The 15700-nt window shown below is 74.4% G+C and carries 13 protein-coding genes; 8 read left to right on the forward strand and 5 right to left on the reverse strand.

Translation table 11 applies throughout. The features are described from left to right. Positions 1–21: 21 nt before the first annotated feature. Together OO48_RS08285 and OO48_RS08290 are read right to left on the reverse strand one after the other, a co-directional pair. On the reverse strand, positions 22–936 hold the full coding sequence (locus OO48_RS08285) for an IS982 family transposase (protein WP_033213752.1): 915 nt from the start codon (positions 934–936) through the stop codon (positions 22–24). Positions 937–1073: 137 nt separating this feature from the next. After that, a complete protein-coding gene (locus tag OO48_RS08290; protein ID WP_033213897.1) occupies positions 1074–2069 on the reverse strand; it encodes an NAD-dependent epimerase/dehydratase family protein in 996 nt (331 codons plus the stop codon). A gap of 187 nt (positions 2070–2256) precedes the next feature. Here OO48_RS08290 and OO48_RS08295 point away from each other — a divergent pair, with 187 nt between their 5' ends. Genes OO48_RS08295 through OO48_RS08310 form a run of 4 tightly spaced genes read left to right on the forward strand, consistent with a single transcriptional unit; the run spans position 2257 to position 7283 of the window. Then, entirely contained in the window at positions 2257–3555 is a 1299-nt protein-coding gene (locus OO48_RS08295; RefSeq protein WP_245194560.1) for a DUF1254 domain-containing protein, read from the forward strand. Between the two features lie 27 nt (positions 3556–3582). Next, the gene (locus OO48_RS08300) at positions 3583–4917 is read left to right on the forward strand and encodes a DUF1254 domain-containing protein (protein WP_033213754.1); all 1335 of its coding nucleotides are present in this window, start codon (positions 3583–3585) and stop codon (positions 4915–4917) included. An 18-nt stretch (positions 4918–4935) separates the two neighbouring features. Then, the gene (locus OO48_RS08305) at positions 4936–5604 is read left to right on the forward strand and encodes a GAP family protein (RefSeq protein WP_033213755.1); all 669 of its coding nucleotides are present in this window, start codon (positions 4936–4938) and stop codon (positions 5602–5604) included. Continuing rightward, positions 5604–7283 (forward strand): SulP family inorganic anion transporter, encoded by a 1680-nt coding sequence (locus OO48_RS08310; protein ID WP_033213756.1) that lies wholly within the window; start codon positions 5604–5606, stop codon positions 7281–7283. Before OO48_RS08305 ends, OO48_RS08310 begins: the two co-directional genes overlap by 1 nt. Here OO48_RS08310 and OO48_RS08315 read toward each other — a convergent pair. Next, positions 7280–9064, reverse strand: coding sequence for a BACON domain-containing protein (locus OO48_RS08315; RefSeq protein WP_051731898.1), 1785 nt, complete (start codon positions 9062–9064; stop codon positions 7280–7282). The genes OO48_RS08310 and OO48_RS08315 overlap by 4 nt on opposite strands. Positions 9065–9216: 152 nt before the next feature. On the opposite strand from OO48_RS08315, the gene radA reads away from it, so the two are divergent. Together radA and disA are read left to right on the forward strand one after the other, a co-directional pair. After that, on the forward strand, positions 9217–10749 hold the full coding sequence (gene radA, locus OO48_RS08320; protein ID WP_033213758.1) for a DNA repair protein RadA: 1533 nt from the start codon (positions 9217–9219) through the stop codon (positions 10747–10749). Between the two features lie 121 nt (positions 10750–10870). Next, positions 10871–11977 carry a DNA integrity scanning diadenylate cyclase DisA gene (gene disA / locus OO48_RS08325; protein ID WP_342449633.1) on the forward strand — a complete coding sequence of 369 codons (1107 nt, stop codon included), beginning with the start codon at positions 10871–10873 and terminating at the stop codon, positions 11975–11977. Here disA and OO48_RS08330 read toward each other — a convergent pair. Next, positions 11974–12573, reverse strand: a complete 600-nt coding sequence (locus OO48_RS08330; protein WP_209439453.1) for a winged helix-turn-helix domain-containing protein — start codon at positions 12571–12573, stop codon at positions 11974–11976. The genes disA and OO48_RS08330 overlap by 4 nt on opposite strands. A gap of 115 nt (positions 12574–12688) precedes the next feature. Between OO48_RS08330 and OO48_RS08335 the strand changes: the two genes are divergently transcribed. After that, entirely contained in the window at positions 12689–13948 is a 1260-nt protein-coding gene (locus OO48_RS08335; RefSeq protein WP_033213760.1) for an MFS transporter, read from the forward strand. Here the strand turns inward: OO48_RS08335 and OO48_RS08340 are convergent. After that, positions 13945–14814 (reverse strand): hypothetical protein, encoded by an 870-nt coding sequence (locus OO48_RS08340; RefSeq protein ID WP_033213761.1) that lies wholly within the window; start codon positions 14812–14814, stop codon positions 13945–13947. The two genes, OO48_RS08335 and OO48_RS08340, sit on opposite strands and share 4 nt — an antisense overlap. A 133-nt stretch (positions 14815–14947) precedes the next feature. On the opposite strand from OO48_RS08340, the gene OO48_RS08345 reads away from it, so the two are divergent. Continuing rightward, entirely contained in the window at positions 14948–15694 is a 747-nt protein-coding gene (locus OO48_RS08345; RefSeq protein WP_033213763.1) for a rhomboid family intramembrane serine protease, read from the forward strand. Positions 15695–15700 lie beyond the last annotated feature (6 nt).

Here is a 15700-nt window from a genome sequence, read left to right on the forward strand (position 1 = left end):
CTAGATGATTGATGCGAAGGGTTAGTGGTCGTAGGCGGTCAGCGAGCGCATGACGGGTTGGCCGGTGTGGTCGTTGTGCCAGATCGCGGTGGTCAGGGCGAGGATGCGTTGCAGGACCCGGACTGTCACCCCGGTCGGGGTGCGGCCCTGGTGGCGTTCGAGGTCGAGTTGGGCCTTGAAGGTCTGGTTGACGGACTCGATCACCTGTCGCAGTGGCTTGAGCAGGCCGGATCCGGCTCGTGGGGGCTCGCCCTTGCGGGCCGGCCGCAGCAGGTGGAGTCCCTGCTCGGCCAGTTCGTGTTCGAATGCGGCACCGTAGTAGTGCCGGTCGGCGATGAGGGTCTGGCCCGGGCGGGCGCGGACGAGGCCGGGTTCGGCGTGGAGCATGCCGAGCAGGGTCTGGCGTTCGTCGGCCTTGGCTCCGGTGAGGGCGAAGGCGACGGGCAGGCCGTGCAGGGTGCACACCAGGTGCAGGCGAAGGCCCCAGAAGTATCGGGAGTGGCTGGCGCAGTAGCCGTACTCGGCCCATCCGGCCAGGTCGGAGCGCTTTGCGGTCTCCCGGGAGCGGCCGCACTCCACCGGGGTGGAGTCCACGACCCACACGCTGTCGCTCCACAGCGAGGTGTCCGTCGCGAGCAAACGGTTGACGCGGGCGACCAGGTCGGCGGCTTTGCGCAACCGCCTGTTGTAGCCGGACTGCCCGGGCAGGTACGGGAACAGGTGGCGCAGGTGGGTGGTGGCGTGGCGGATCCAGCGGCGCTCGGAGGTGAAGCCGAGCAGGGCCTGCACCACCGCGAGGGTGACCAGTTCGGCGTCCGTGAGCCGGGGCTTGAGGCCGACCGCGGGCCGCCAGGGCGCCAGATGCGGCGATTCCTTCAGCAGGTCGTCGGTCTTCACGTAGAGTGCGGTCGCGAGGGAGTCCAGGTCAGGCGTCACAACCGACCTTTGGACTCCCTCGCTTCATCTCATGCGTGCCAGCGAGTCCTTCGCATCAATCATCTAGGCCCGGGCGGACGAGGCGCGAAAACGGGGCCCCGCCGTTCCCCGCGCCCGATCGGCGCTCTCCGACCCGCTCATCCGATGATCTTCCGCTCCTTCTCCGGGTCGATCCCCAGCGGCACGTCGAGCTGCTGGTAGGCGACCTCCGCGCGCCCCCCGGCCTGGAGCCAGGACCAGGTGTCGGTGACGGTGTCGAGCAGCGGCCGGACGCGCAGCCCCGCGGCGAGCGCGGTGGCGGGGTCGGCCTGCCAGGTGCCGTGCCAGCCCTCGGTGGCGGGGGCCCAGAGGGGGAGTTCCACCCAGGGGGAGACCTCGGCGGCGAGCAGGTCGGCGTCCGGCGTCCAGACGAGTTCGGCGGCGGAGCCGGTCGCGGTGCGGCAGGCGTCGAGGAACTCCCCCATCGTCGTCGAGCGGATCGGCGCGGTGGTGAGGTAGCGTCCGGCCGCCCGCCGACGGGCGAGGTCGAGGCCGAACGCGGCGAAGTCGCGGGCGTCGATCAGGCTGAGCGGGCTGTCGGGGGTACCGGGGGCGAGGACGCGGCCGCCGCGGGCGATCCGGTCGAGCCACCAGGGCAGGCGGCCGATGGGTTCGTGGGGGCCGATCAGCAGGCCGCAGTTGAGGATCGCGGCGGGCCCGTCGAAGTTGTCGGCGAGGGCGCGTTCGCAGCCGGCTTTGAGGGCGTTGGCGAAGGGCTGGTCGGGCGGGAGGTCGCCGGGGCAGTCGAGGGTGGGGGAGTCGGCGTCGACGGGGCGGGCCGGCCAGTCGGCGAAGGCGTGGACGGAGGAGACGAAGCCGTAGTGCCCGGCACGGCCGCTGAGCAGCCGGGCGGCGGTCGCGACGTCGTGGGGCTGCTGCCCCGAGGTGTCGACGACGGCGTCCCACTGCCGTCCTTCGACGAGGCGCCGCAGGTCGTCGGGGTTCGCGCGGTCGCCGTGGACGGCTTCGACGCCGGGCGGGTCGGCGCGGCTGACGCCGCGGTTGAAGGTGGTGACGCGGTGGCCGCGGGCGAGCGCCTCGGTGGCGTAGGCGAGGCCGAGGAACTTGGAGCCGCCGAGCAGAAGGATGTCCATGCCTTGCAGGGTCTCCGGGGCGGCGGCCGCCCACACGCCGCGTTCGCCGGGAGCGGAGCGGTTACGCCGGGAGCAGACGACCGGTCAGACCGCCGGTCGGAGTGCCGATCGAGGGGGGAGCACATAGCATCCCGGTGTACCGGTATGTCTGGATAGTCCCTTTTGACGGGGGAGAAGGGTGGGCGAGATGGGGAACCCGGTCGGCGCGGACCCGGAGGCGGTGCGGCGGACGGCGGCGCAGGCGTGGATCTGGGGGTACCCGCTGCTGGAGAACTACCGGACGGTCTACCCGCAGGCGATCGACGACGCGGACCCCCGGTACGTCGGGGGCTTCGGCGTGTTCCGGCACTACCCGCAGCCCTTCACCCCGGCCAACACGGACGTGGTGACGCCCAACAACGACACCCCGTACTCGTGGGCCTGGCTGGACCTGCGGGCCGAGCCGTGGGTGCTGGAGAAGCCGGCGACCGGGGGGCGGTACCACGTGCTCCCGGTGCACGACCTGGACACCGCGTACGTCGGCTTCGTCGGCTCGCGGACCACCGGGGACGGCGCCGGCCGGTACCTGATCGCCGGCCCCGGGCACCGGGCCAACCCGCCGGAGGGCTTCGACGGGGTGCTGCGGGCCGACACCAACCTGGTCGGCATCCTCGGGCGGACGTTCTCGGCGGGGGAGCGGGACGTGCCGGAGGTCGAACGGGTGCAGGCCGGGTACCTGCTCAAGCCGCTGAGCGAGCACCTGGGCACGCCCCGGCCGGTCGCCGCGGAGCCGGTGTGGCCGGTGTGGCGGGGCGAGGAGGTCCTCGGCACCCTGGAGTTCTTCTCGCTGCTCGACTTCCTGCTGGGCTTCTTCCCGGCCCTGCCCACCGAGGCCGACCTGCGCGGCCGACTGACCGAACTGGGCATCGGCAGCGGCGACTTCGAACCGGCGGCGCTTCCCGCCGAGGTGCGCGAGGCGCTGCTCGCGGGCATCGCGGACGGCCGCGAGGAACTGGTCGCGGCGGCGGACGGCGCGGTCACCGGCAGCGCCCTGTTCGGCACCCGGGAGCAGCTGGGCACCCGCTACCTGGACCGGGCCTGCGGCGCCCTCAAGGGCCTGTACGGGCTGCCCGCCGAGGAGGCCTGGTACGGCGGCTGGGAGTCGGCGGCGGGCGGCCGGGAACCGGCCGTGCTGCGCTTCGCCCCCGGGCGGCTCCCGCCGGCCCGGTTCTTCTGGTCGGCGACCGCGTACCGCCTCCCGGAACGGCTGCTGGTCGCCAACGGGATCGACCGGTACTCGATCGGCGACCGCACGCCCGGCCTGGTGTACGGCGAGGACGGCTCGCTGACCCTGTACGTCCAGCACGAACCACCCACCGCCCCCGAGGAGTTCGCGAACTGGCTGCCCGTCCCCGAGGGCCCGTACTTCGTCGCGGTGCGCGCCTACGGCCCCGAGCCCGAGCTGCTGGACGGCGGTTGGCAGCTGCCCACGCCCACTCCCCGATGAAGTCACCGATCAGACAAGGACGTTCACATGGCTGACGCCACGCCCGAAATGCTGGCCGCCGAGGCGTTCGTGTACGGCTCCCCGCTGGTGGCCGGCCTGACCGCGGTGGACGCCTTCCACCGCCGGGGCACGGGCCCCATCGGCCCGACCGAGTGGAACACCTTCGGCCACGCCGCCGAACTCGCCGGACCGACCTCCGACTTCGTGTCGGTGAACAACGACACGCTGTACTCGGTGGCCCCGCTTGACCTGTCCGCCGGGCCGCTGCTGCTGCACGTCCCGGACACCGGCGGCGCCTACGACGTGCTGCAGTTCATCGACGCCTGGACGAACAACTTCGCCTACGTGGGCCGCCGTTCCTCCGGCACCGCCGAACAGACCTGGCTGATCGCCCCGCCCGGCTGGCGGGGCACCGCCCCGGACGGCGTGCCGGTGATCGTCTCGCCGACGACGGTGGCGGTGATCGCCGGGCGCAACCACTGCGCCGGGCCGGACGACCTGGAGCGGGTCCGGGGCATCCAGCGGCAGTTGACGCTCACCCCGCTGGAGGGCGGCGGCGGTACCCCCGCCGGGCTGCCGGAGCCGACCGCGGACGTCCCGGAGGAACTGCTGTTCCTGGAGAGGCTGCGGCTGTGGATGGCGGCCTTCCCGCCCGCCGCAGACGACACCGCCTTCCAGCAGCGCTTCGCCCCGATCGGCCTGCTCGACCGGGGCCGCTCGCCGTACCTGGACGGCCCGGCCGAGTGGGCGGCGACGCTGGCCAAGGGCCTGGCGGCGGGCCGGGAGCGGGTGGAGGCGGCGACCCTCGGCACCGAGCAGCCCGCCGGCGAGTGGACCGCCAACCTGCACCTGTTCGACTACAACCTGGACTTCCTCGGCCCCGGCACCCGGGACGAGCCGCAGTGGCGGATCGCCGACCGCCGCGCCGCCTACCTGACCCGCGCGGTCGCGGCCCGGATCGGCCTGTGGGGCAACCACGCCTACGAGGCCGTGTACGCCACCACCTACAACGACGCCGACGGCGTCCCGCTGAGCGGCGCGCACGCGTACACCCTGCGGTTCGAGAGGACCCCGCCGGTGGGCGCGTTCTGGTCGGTGACGATGTACGGCACCCCGGACTACCTGCTGGTCGCCAACGAGATCGACCGGTACTCGATCGGCGACCGCACGCCCGGCCTGGTGTACGGCGAGGACGGCTCGCTGACCCTGTACATCCAGCACCGGAGGCCCACCGACCCGGTCGAGCTCGCCAACTGGCTGCCCGCCCCCGAGGGCGGGTTCCGGCCGGTGACGCGGATGTACCAGCCGCAGGACGCGGTGCTCGACGGCAGCTACCGGCTGCCGGCCGTCCGGCTGCGCTGACCCGGGAGGGGAACGGACGTGGGAGACGCGATCGGGCAGATGCTGGCCTCGGCGGTCGGCATCGCGATCAGCCCGCTGCCGCTGATCGCGGTGATCCTGATGCTGGCCACCCCGCGCGGGCGGTCCAACGGCATCGCGTTCACGGTCGGCTGGGTGGTGGCGCTGGGCGCGGTCACCACCGTGGTGGTGCTGGCCGGTTCGGGCATCGACAGCGGCGCCGGGACGCCCGACTGGTCGTACTGGGTGAAGCTCGCGCTGGGCGTGCTGTTCCTGCTGCTGGCGGCCAAGCAGTGGCAGGGCCGCCCCCGGGAGGGGAGGGTCGCCGAACCGCCGGGCTGGATGCGGGCGATCGACCGGTTCACCCCGGCGAAGTCGGCCGGCCTGGCGGCGGTGCTGGCCGCCGCCAACCCGAAGAACCTGGTGCTGGCGGTCGGCGGCGCGGTCTCCATCGCCACCAGCGGGGCGAGCGGCGGCGGCAAGGCGGTCGCCGGGGCGCTGCTGGTGCTGATCGGCTCGCTCTGCACGCTGCTGCCGCTGGGCGTCTACCTGCTCGGCGGGGCGCGGGCGAGCGAGGTGCTGGGCGGCTGGAAGGCGTGGATGTCCGCGCACAACTCGGCGATCATGATGGTGCTGCTGCTGGTCCTGGGCGTGAAGTACGTCGGTGACGCCGTGTCGGGCCTGGCCTGATGCGCCGACCGTCGCCGCGCGGCCCGGGACGGCCGAAGCCGAGCGACGTCACCTCCGGCCTGGTCACCGGCCTGTTCTCGATCCCGGAGGGCATGGCGTACGCGTCGATCGCCGGGTTCAACCCGGTCGCGGGCCTGTTCTCCGGCGTCGTCCCGGCGATCGTCGGCTCGCTGACCGCCCGCACCGTGCTGATGGTCACCACCCTGACCAGCGCCATCGCGCTGACCTCGCAGAGCGTGCTGAGCGACGCCGGGCTCGACCCCGGGGACGCCGGGAACGTGGCGCTGCTGGGCGTGCTGTCCGGCGCGGTGATGCTGCTGATGGGCGTGCTGCGCCTCGGCGTGGTGCTCAGCTTCGTCTCCAACGCGGTCATGGTCGGCTTCTCCACCGGCATCGCGCTGCAGATCGTGGTCGGCGTGCTGAAGGACGCCACCGGCTACCAGCCGCAGGGCCACAACAAGCTGGTGCAGCTGGGCGACTGGCTGGTGCACGCCGGTTCCTGGGAGCTCGCCGCGACGCTGACGGCGGTGGCGACCGTCGCGGTGTGGGCGCTCGCGCACGCGGTGGAGCGGCTGCGCACGGTGGCGCTGCTGGTGGCGATGGTGGTGGTCAGCGCGGGCGTGGCGGTGGCCGGCACCGGCGTCGAACTGGTCGGCGGCATCGCCGACGTCCCCGCCGCGCTGCCGCACTTCACCGCGCCCGACTGGTCGGCGACCCGGCACCTGCTCGGCGGGGCACTGTCGATCGCGCTGGTGGCGCTCGCCCAGGCGGCCGGGATCAGCCCCTCGGTGCCCAACCCGGACGGGTCGAAGTCCGACGTCAACGGTGACTTCACCGCGCAGGGCCTGGCCAACGTCACCGGCGCGCTGTTCCAGTCGCTGCCGGTCGGCGGCTCGCTGTCGCGCACCGGCGTCGCGGTCTCCGCCGGGGCCCGCACCCGCTGGTCGGGCGTGTTCTCCGGCGTCTGGCTGGCACTGATCGTGCTCGCCCTGGCCCCGCTGGCCGAGCACATCCCGATGCCGGTGATCGGCGGGCTGATCATCGTGGTCGGCGGCGAACTGATCGTCGGCAAGGTCCCCGACGTCAAGCTGGTGCTGCGCACCTCCCGGCTGTCCGCCGCCGCGATGGTGATCACCTTCCTGGGCACCACCCAGCTGCCGCTGCAGCGGGCGATCATCCTCGGCGCGGTGCTCTCGCTGCTGCTCTACTGCGTGCAGGCCTCCCGGCAGGCCGGGCTCGCCGCGCTCACCCGCACCGCGGACGGGCACTGGGAGTTCGCCGACGCCCCGGCCGAACTGCCCGCCGGCCGGGTCACCGTGCTCGCCTACGGCGGCGTCAGCCTGTTCGCCGAACTCCCGCTGATCGACGCCGACTGGCCCCGGGCCCCCGACGGGCCCGCCGTGCTGGTGCTGGTGGTGCGCACCGTCCCCGACGTCCCCTCGTCCAGCATGGTCAAGCTGCTGCGGCGCAAGAACGACGAACTGGCCGCCCGTGGCGGGCGGTTGATCGTCGCCGGGGCCCAGCCCTCCTTCGCCCGGCTCGCCGAACACACCGGCCTGGCCGGGGCGCTCGGCCCGGACGGGGTGGTCCCCGCCGATCCCGTCCTGGGCGCCTCGCTGGAGGAGGCCGTGGCCCGCGGCGAACGCTGGCTGGCGGGCGAGCGCACCGGGGCGGACTAGCTCGCCGCGGACGGGCCGGTGGAGGGGGCCGGGGCCGACGCGGACGGGCTCGGCGACGGATCGGCCGACGGCGAGGGCGAGGACGGCGCGGACGGCGGCGCGGACGGCGACGCGGGCGGGGAGGCCGGCGGCGAGGCCGGGGCGGACGGCGAAGGGCTCGCCGGGGCCGGGTCGGAGGCGCTCGCCGAGGGCGAGGGCGTCGGCGTCGGCGTCGACGAGGGGTCGGGCGCCGGGTCGGTCGGGGTGGGCAGGTGACGCTGGTCGGTGCCGCCCTCCAGGGTCACCACGGCGCTGGACGGCGGCAGCGCCAGGCGGGCCGTCCAGCGGGAGCGCGGGGCGCGGGTCTCGTCCACCGTGACCGTCACGGTGATCCGCTGGCCGGGTTCCAGGGTGCCGGCGTCCCGGCTCAGCCGCAGCCAGTCGACGTCCAGCACGGCGTGCCAGGACAGCGGCCCGTCCCCGGAGTTGGTCAGCGTCAGCACGGTGCGGCTGCCGTACGCGCCGGCCTGCACGGTCAGCCGGCTCGCGGTGGCGGAGGCCGGCGGCGGGCCGGGCTCGGGGGTCAGCGCGGGGCTGGACAGCGGCGCGGCCCCGCGCGAGGGCACCGGCACGGCGGGGCCCTGAACCGTCGGCAGGGACGTTTCTGCGGTCACCGCGCCCGCCAGTTCCATCACCGCCACCTGGGCGACCGGCGGCAGCACCGCCACCGGCACCGGCGTCCGCTCCGGCACCGGGACGCGCTGCCCGGGCCCGGCCGTCGGGTCCACCCGCACCGAGGACACCGCCGAGGTGTGGTCCTCCCCGCCGCCCCGGTGCGCGCTCCACAGCGCCACCACCGGCGCGGCCAGCACCGCCGCCAGCACGCCCGTGGTCACCACCCGCTGCCGCACCGCCGAGCCGCGCGGCGCCGAGGGCATCCGGTGCCGGGGGAAGCCGCGCTGGTCGAACCTGGGCTGGGCCGGGCCCCGCGCGGCCCGTCGGCCCGCCGCCGCGCCCGCCAGAAACGCCGTCCCGCCGGACGGCGGCGCGGCCACCGGGCGCAGCGGCCCCGGCGCGGCCAGCAGCGGCAGGCGGGGCAGCCCCGCTAGGCCGTGGCCGAGCTGGCCGGCGACCCGCTCCGCGGTGCCCCGGCAGGTCGGGCACTCCACCAGGTGCGCCACCAGCTCCCGGCGCAGCGCCGGGCCCAGCACCCAGCCCCGCCAGGACTCCGCGCCGACGCCGCCGAGCTGGGCCAGCTCCGGGCAGGAGCCGACGCCGAGCACCAGCAGCGCCGTCCTGGTCCGGCCGACCTCGGCGCCCGCCGCGTCCAGCAGCGCCGCCGCGGCCTCGGTGCTCAGGCCGAGCACCGCCGCGACCTCCGCGCCGTCCAGCCGGTGCCGCACCGCCAGCTCCAGCGCCTCGCGCTGCTCCGGATCGGTGCCGGCCGCCTCCGGCCAGGCCAGCGAGGCGAGTTCGCGGCGCCGCTCGCGGACGGTGCCGGGCCCGGGCGGGCCGCCCGCCGGGGCGCCGCCGGGGTCGTCGGCGGGGTCGTCGGCGGTGCCCTCCAGCCGGGCCAGGCAGCGGTGCCGGGCCAGCGCGTACAGCCAGGCGCGCAGCAGCGCCGGGTCGTCGACCCGGTCGCCGTGGCGCTGGGCGAGGTCGCGGACCTCCAGGACGGCCGCGGTGGCGGCTTCGTGCGCGCAGAGCACGGACAGGCAGTAGGTGAACAGCCCGTCGACGCACGCGCCGTACGCCCGGAGCACCGGGGAGGGGTCGACGGGGTGGGGCTGGGCGGTGGTCACGGAACCGACGGTAGGCAGCCGAAACCCGCCGCCCGGCGGGTTTGGGCCGCTTGTCCTCCTTTCGGGTAACAGGTCCGATCCCTTGTTCGCCCGGTTGACGCCGTTCGGGTGACGTCCGGGCGATGTCGGTGCGAGGCGCTACCGTGGCCCGCATGGCTGCCCGTACCAAGACCACCGCCAAGGCGCGCCCCTCCTACCGCTGCACCGAGTGCGGCGCCCAACTGCTCAAGTGGGTCGGCCGCTGCTCCGAGTGCAACGCCTGGGGCACGGTGGAGGAGTACGGCGCGGTGCCGATCCGGACGACGGCGGCCGGGCCGGTCTCCTCGCCCGCCAAGCCGATCGGGCAGGTCGACGGGCAGGTCGCCACCGCCCGCTCCACCGGCGTCCCGGAGCTGGACCGGGTGCTCGGCGGCGGCCTGGTGCCGGGCGCCGTGGTGCTGCTGGCGGGCGAGCCCGGCGTCGGCAAGTCCACCCTGCTGCTGGACGTGGCGGCGAAGGCCGCCAGTGACCGGCACCGCACGCTGTACGTCACCGGCGAGGAGTCGGCCGGCCAGGTCCGGCTGCGCGCCGACCGGATCAACGCCCTCTCCGAGCACCTCTACCTGGCCGCCGAACAGGACCTGGGCGCGGTGCTCGGCCACATCGACGCGGTGAACCCCTCGCTGCTGATCCTGGACTCGGTGCAGACCATCGCCTCCGCCGAGCTGGACGGCGCCCCCGGCGGCCCCGCCCAGGTCCGCGAGGTGGCGGGCGCGCTGATCCGGGTCTCCAAGGAGCGCGGCATGGCCACCCTGCTGGTCGGCCACGTCACCAAGGACGGCCAGATCGCCGGCCCCCGCCTGCTGGAGCACCTGGTGGACGTGGTGCTGTCCTTCGAGGGAGACCGGCACGCCCGGCTGCGGCTGATCCGCGGCGTCAAGAACCGCTACGGCGCGACCGACGAGGTCGGCTGCTTCGAACTGCACGACGAGGGCATCGTCGGCCTGGCCGACCCGTCCGGCCTGTTCCTGACCCGCCGCGACAAGCCCGTCCCCGGCACCTGCCTGACCGTCACGCTGGAGGGCAAGCGCCCGCTGGTGGCCGAGGTGCAGGCGCTGATGGTCGACTCGCAGATCCCCTCGCCGCGGCGCACCACCTCCGGCCTGGAGTCGCCGCGGATCGCGATGATCCTGGCGGTGGTCGAGCGGCACGGCGGCGTGAAGCTCGGCAAGCAGGACATCTACACCGCGACGGTCGGCGGCGTGAAGCTCACCGAGCCCTCGGCGGACCTGGCGATCGCCCTGGCGGTGGCCTCCTCCTCGACCGACACGCCGCTGCCGAACAACCTGGTGGCGATCGGCGAGGTCGGCCTGGCGGGCGAGGTGCGGCGGGTGACGGGCGTGCAGCGCCGGCTCGCCGAGGCGCACCGGCTCGGGTTCACGCACGCCCTCGTCCCGCCGGACCCGGGCAAGGTCCCGGCGGGCATGAAGGTGGTGGAGGTCTCCGACATCGGCGAGGCGCTGCGCGCGATCCCCGGCCGCCGCCCCCGCTCGAAGCCCCGTCAGGACACCGCGCCGCCGGCCCGCACGCCCGACGATCCGGGCGCCCGGGCGCTGGCCCGGGCCCGCTCGCAGGCCCCCGTTCCGGCCTTCCCGGAGGAGCTGATGGCGGGCTGGGAGCCGGTCGACTCGGACGAACTGGCTTGACCCACGCCCCGTCGAGGCCGTACGCAGTTAGACTTCACCTGCTCATCGGCATCATTCGCAGCAACAACAGACAGACCGTCGGCCGCCGTGGCACACGGTCCGGGTCGGCCCAAGGAGTCACGTGGCAGCCATCGACCGGGCGGACAAGTCCTCCCGCGAGGAGGCCCTGCTGCGGGCTTCCCTCAGTGCGATCGCGCCGGGCACGGCGCTTCGGGACGGCCTGGAGCGGGTGCTCCGGGCCAACACCGGCGGACTGATCGTCCTCGGCTTCGACAAGAGCGTGGACGCGCTGTGCACCGGCGGCTTCGTGCTGGACGTCGAGTTCACCGCCACCCGGCTGCGCGAACTGTGCAAGCTGGACGGCGCGGTGATCCTCGACAAGGACCTCACCAAGATCCTGCGCGCGGGCGTCCACCTGATGCCGGACGCGAACATCCCCACCGACGAGACCGGCACCCGCCACCGCACCGCCGAGCGAGTCAACCGGCAGACCGGCTACCCGGTGGTCGCGGTCTCGCACTCGATGCGGCTGATCGCCATCTACGTCAACGGCGCCCGCCGGGTGCTGGAGGACTCCACCACGGTGCTCTCCCGGGCCAACCAGGCGCTGGCCACCCTGGAGCGCTACAAGCTCCGCCTGGACGAGGTGGCCGGCACCCTGTCCGCCCTGGAGATCGAGGACCTGGTCACCGTCCGGGACGTCTCGGCGGTGGTGCAGCGCCTGGAGATGGTCCGGCTGATCGCCGGCGAGATCGCCGGGTACGTGCTGGAGCTGGGCACCGACGGCCGGCTGCTGTCGCTGCAGCTGGACGAGCTGATCGCCGGCGTCGAGCCGGAGCGCGAGCTCGTCGTGCGCGACTACTTCCCGGACCGCGCCGCCAAGAAGGGCCGCACCGTCACCGAGGTGCTCGCCGACCTGGAGGCGCTCACCCACGCCGAACTGCTCGACCTGCAGACCGTCGCCAAGGCGCTCGGCTACACCGGCACCCCCGAGTCGCTGGACTCCGCGGTCTCCCCGCGCGGCTACCGGCTGCTCGCCAAGGTGCCGCGGCTGCCCAACACCGTCATCGAGCGGCTGGTCGACCACTTCGGCGGCCTGCAGAAGCTGCTCGCCGCCTCCATCGACGACCTGCAGACCGTGGAGGGCGTCGGCGAGACCCGGGCCCGCTCGGTGCGCGAGGGGCTGTCCAGGCTCGCCGAGTCCTCCATCCTGGAGCGGTACGTCTAGCTCCTGTCCGCCTCCGGCGGCCGCACGGCGTACAGCAGGGCGAACAGGGCCACCTCGACGGCGTCCGGGCCGGTGGAGTCGCCCTCCGCGAACACCTCGTCCAGCGCCTCGTCCAGCCGGGCGCGCAGCCGCCGCAGCCGCTCCGGGCTGAGCCGGAAGGTGGCGTGCGCGAACTTGCCGGGCTGCGGGTTGCCCTGCGCCGCCGGGGTGAGGTCGACCCGCCCGGCCAGGAAGTGACGCCGGAAGTCCGAGCGCACCAGGTCCATCGCCGCCAGGATCGCCCCCAGCGCGGCCGGCGGCTCGTCGCCCTCCGCGTACACCTCCGGCGACAGCCGCAGTGACTGCTGGGCGGAGCGGTAGCGGCTCTCCACGATCCCGGACACCAGCCGGGTCTCCGCCACGTACACCAGCCCGGCCTGCTCCAGCTGCTTGACGTGCCGGTACAGCTTGGTCGGCGCCTCGGCCAGCTCGGCCGCGACCTCCTTGACCGACATCGGCTCCGGGTCGCGCTTCATGAGCGCCCCGAGGACCGCCAGTCGCAGCGGGTCGGCCAGGGCCTTGAGCGTCGCGACGTCCGTGACCTCGCGCTCTTTCATCGGATCCACCACGTTCACATTCAGCCACACCATCAACGCTTGTGCAATCGTTCTCCTCCATGCAACTATTCACGCTAACATGAATGGTTGCTGAATCATGAACATGGGCGGGGACATGAACGGAATACGAGAGACGACCGCGGCGGTCGGACCGGGCGCCGTCGCGGTGCCGCTGCGCCGCAACCGCCGCTTCCAGATCCTCTGGGCCGGCTCCGCGTCCGCGATGCTCGGCACCTGTCTCGCCGACACCGCCTACCCGCTGCTCCTGCTCGCCATGACCGGCTCCCCGACGGTGGCCGGGGCGTTCGGCGCCGTCCAGTTCGGCGCGTCCGTGCTGTTCGGCCTGCACGGCGGAACGGTCGCCGACCGGCACGACCGGCGGCGGATCCTGATCCTCGCCGACACCGTCCGGCTGCTCACCGCGCTCAGCGTCGCGCTCGCCCTGGTGGCCGGCCTGCTGACCGTCCCGCACGCGCTGCTGGCCGCCGCCGTGATCGGCGCCACCATGGCCTACGGCGGCCCCTCCCGGATGCTCGCGCTGCGCGCCGTCGTCCCGCCCGAGCAACTCCGCCAGGCCCTCTCCCAGGACGAACTGCGGGTCAACGGCGCCGCGCTGGCCGGGCCGCCGCTGGCCGGTTTCCTGCTCGGCCTGGGCAGCGCGATCCCCTTCTTCACCACCGTCCTCGCCTCCGGCCTCGCCCTCGGCGCGAGCGTCGCCGTCCGGTTCGACTCCCGCCCCGAGGCGGACGCGCCGGCCGGCGGGAGGGAGAAGGGGGCCGCGCTGGCGGGCCTGCGCTACCTGCTCGCCCACCGGACGATGCGCGGCGCCGTGCTGATCGCCGCCGGGCTCAACCTCACCGGGTCGGCGGTCCTGCTCGCCGTCATGGTCATGCTCCGCGACCACGGCACCTCCGCGGCGGGCACCGGCCTGGTCCTCACCGGTGAGGCCGTCGGCGGTCTGCTCGGCGCACTGCTCGTGCCCCACCTGCACCGCCTGTTCGGCCCCGGCCGCCTGGTGCTGGCCGTCGGCTGGGCCGCCGCGGCCGCCTTCGCCGCCTGCGCGGCGGCCTCCGGCCCGGTCACGGTCTTCGCCGCGCTCGCCTTCGGCTGCCTGGGCGTCCCGGCGCTGCGGGTCCTGCTCGACGTCCTGGTCTTCCAGCGCGTCCCCGAGGAGGTGCGCGGCCGGGCGGTGGCCGGCGTCATGGTCCTCCTGATGGCCGGCCTCCCCCTCGGGACCACGACCGCCGGCCTCCTCCTCGACCGCCTCCCCGCCCCCACCGTCCTCGTCCTGCTCGCCGCGGCGCTGGCCGCGGCGCTCCTCCCGCTCACCGTCGGCCGCACCCTGCGCGGCACCGGGTGGACGGACGGGGCCTAGCCCTCCAGGCGGACGGACGTCCGGGCGGAGAGCGGACCGCCGGCCGGGCCGGTGAGGTCGGCCTGGACGAGGTAGTTGCCGGGCTGGGCGGGCGCGGGGTCGGGGGTGGCGCACTGGGGCTTGGAGCGGGTGCGGTCCCAGGTGAAGGTCTCGGTGACGCCGCTGTTGCCGGCGATCTGGGCCCAGGCGTCGGTGCGTTCGGTGATGCAGTCCGCGGAGGACCAGATCCGCTCGTTGCCGCTGGAGGTCACGGTCAGGAAGGAGTGCTCGTGCGAGAGGTTGATCCGGCAGCCCGCCCCGGAGGAGTTGCGGATGGTCAGGGCCAGCTTCGGCTTGTCCTTCGCCGCGTACGAGTTCTGCGCCGAGGCGAGTTCGAGGGTGAGTTGCGCGGTGGTGCAGACCGGCAGGGCCATCACCTCGGTGGTGTTCACGGCCGGCGAGGCCCCGCCGCCGGGGTGGGAGTTGCCGGTGCCCGTGCCGCCGTTGCCGCCGTTGGAGCCGCCCGAGGAGCTGCCGCCCGAGGAGCCGCCGCCGGTGACGCTGATCTCGCCGCCCGCCCCGCCGCCGTTCGAACCGCCGCCGCCGGTGCCGCCGTTGGAGCCGCCCGGGGAACTGCCGCCGGAGCCGCCGCCGGGGCGGGTGGTGATCGCGGGGCCGGTCGGGGACGCGCCGGGGGTGATGGACTGGGCGGGCGCGGGCAGCGGGCTGCTGCCGGAGGCATTCTTGTGCTTGCCGCCGTCGTCTCCGCCGAACACCAGCAGTCCGATCACGAGGAGGACGACGGCGAGGGCGATGAGGACCACGACGCGGCGCCGCCAGTAGATCGAGGCGGGCAGCGGTCCGACGGGCTGGCGCAGAGAAGGCACGCGCAAACTCTACGAGACCTCGTGCACTTGTTGACGCATCAACACCTCACCGGGACCACTTCTTTCACATGATCCGCCATTTGGTCCGGAAGGGGGACTCGACACGACGGTGCGCCGTCCTATAGTCGCCCTCATGGCCTCCCCGCACGACCACGCCCCCACCGGCGCGCAGCTCGACCCGGCGCAGATGATCGCCGAGGCGCGACGCGCCTTCTTCACCATGTTCGGCTTCCTCTGCGTGGTGTGGGCGGTGCAACTGGTCAACTGGCTGATGGACGGGCGGTTGGCCCTGCTGCACGGCATCCGCGCCCACGACGCGGACACCCTCGGGTACCTGCTGACCGCGCCCTTCCTGCACCTGAACTGGCAGCACCTGGAGGGCAATTCGGGCCCGCTGTTCGTGTTCGGCTTCCTCGCCGCGTACCGGGGGGTGCGCAAGTTCCTCGGGCTGACGGCGCTGCTGGTGGTGACCAGCGGCATGGCGGTGTGGCTGTTCCAGCGGACGGGCACGGTGACCGTCGGCGCGAGCGGCCTGGTCTTCGGGTACCTCGGCTACGTGGTGCTGCGCGGCCTGTTCGACCGGAACCTGATCGACTCGTTGATCGGCCTGGTGATGGGCGCGTCCTTCGCCTACCTCCTGACCACGGCCGTCCCGGGCACCCCGGGGGTGTCCTGGCTGGGCCACCTCGGCGGCCTGGTCGGCGGCCTGGCGGGGGCCTGGATCTTCCGCGACCGGCACCCGGCGCGGTCCGCCGCGCTGACCGCCGGGGGCGACGCCCTGCCGGTGCCCTCCCCGGGCAAGGAGGCCGGCCGGCTCGCGGCGGGCCCGGCCGGCCCGCGCGCCGACCTCCTCAAGGAGCTCGACGACCTGGGGCTTTAACCCCGC

The organism is Kitasatospora phosalacinea (assembly GCF_000716545.1).
GTDB classification, from domain to species: Bacteria; Actinomycetota; Actinomycetes; order Streptomycetales; family Streptomycetaceae; genus Kitasatospora; species Kitasatospora phosalacinea.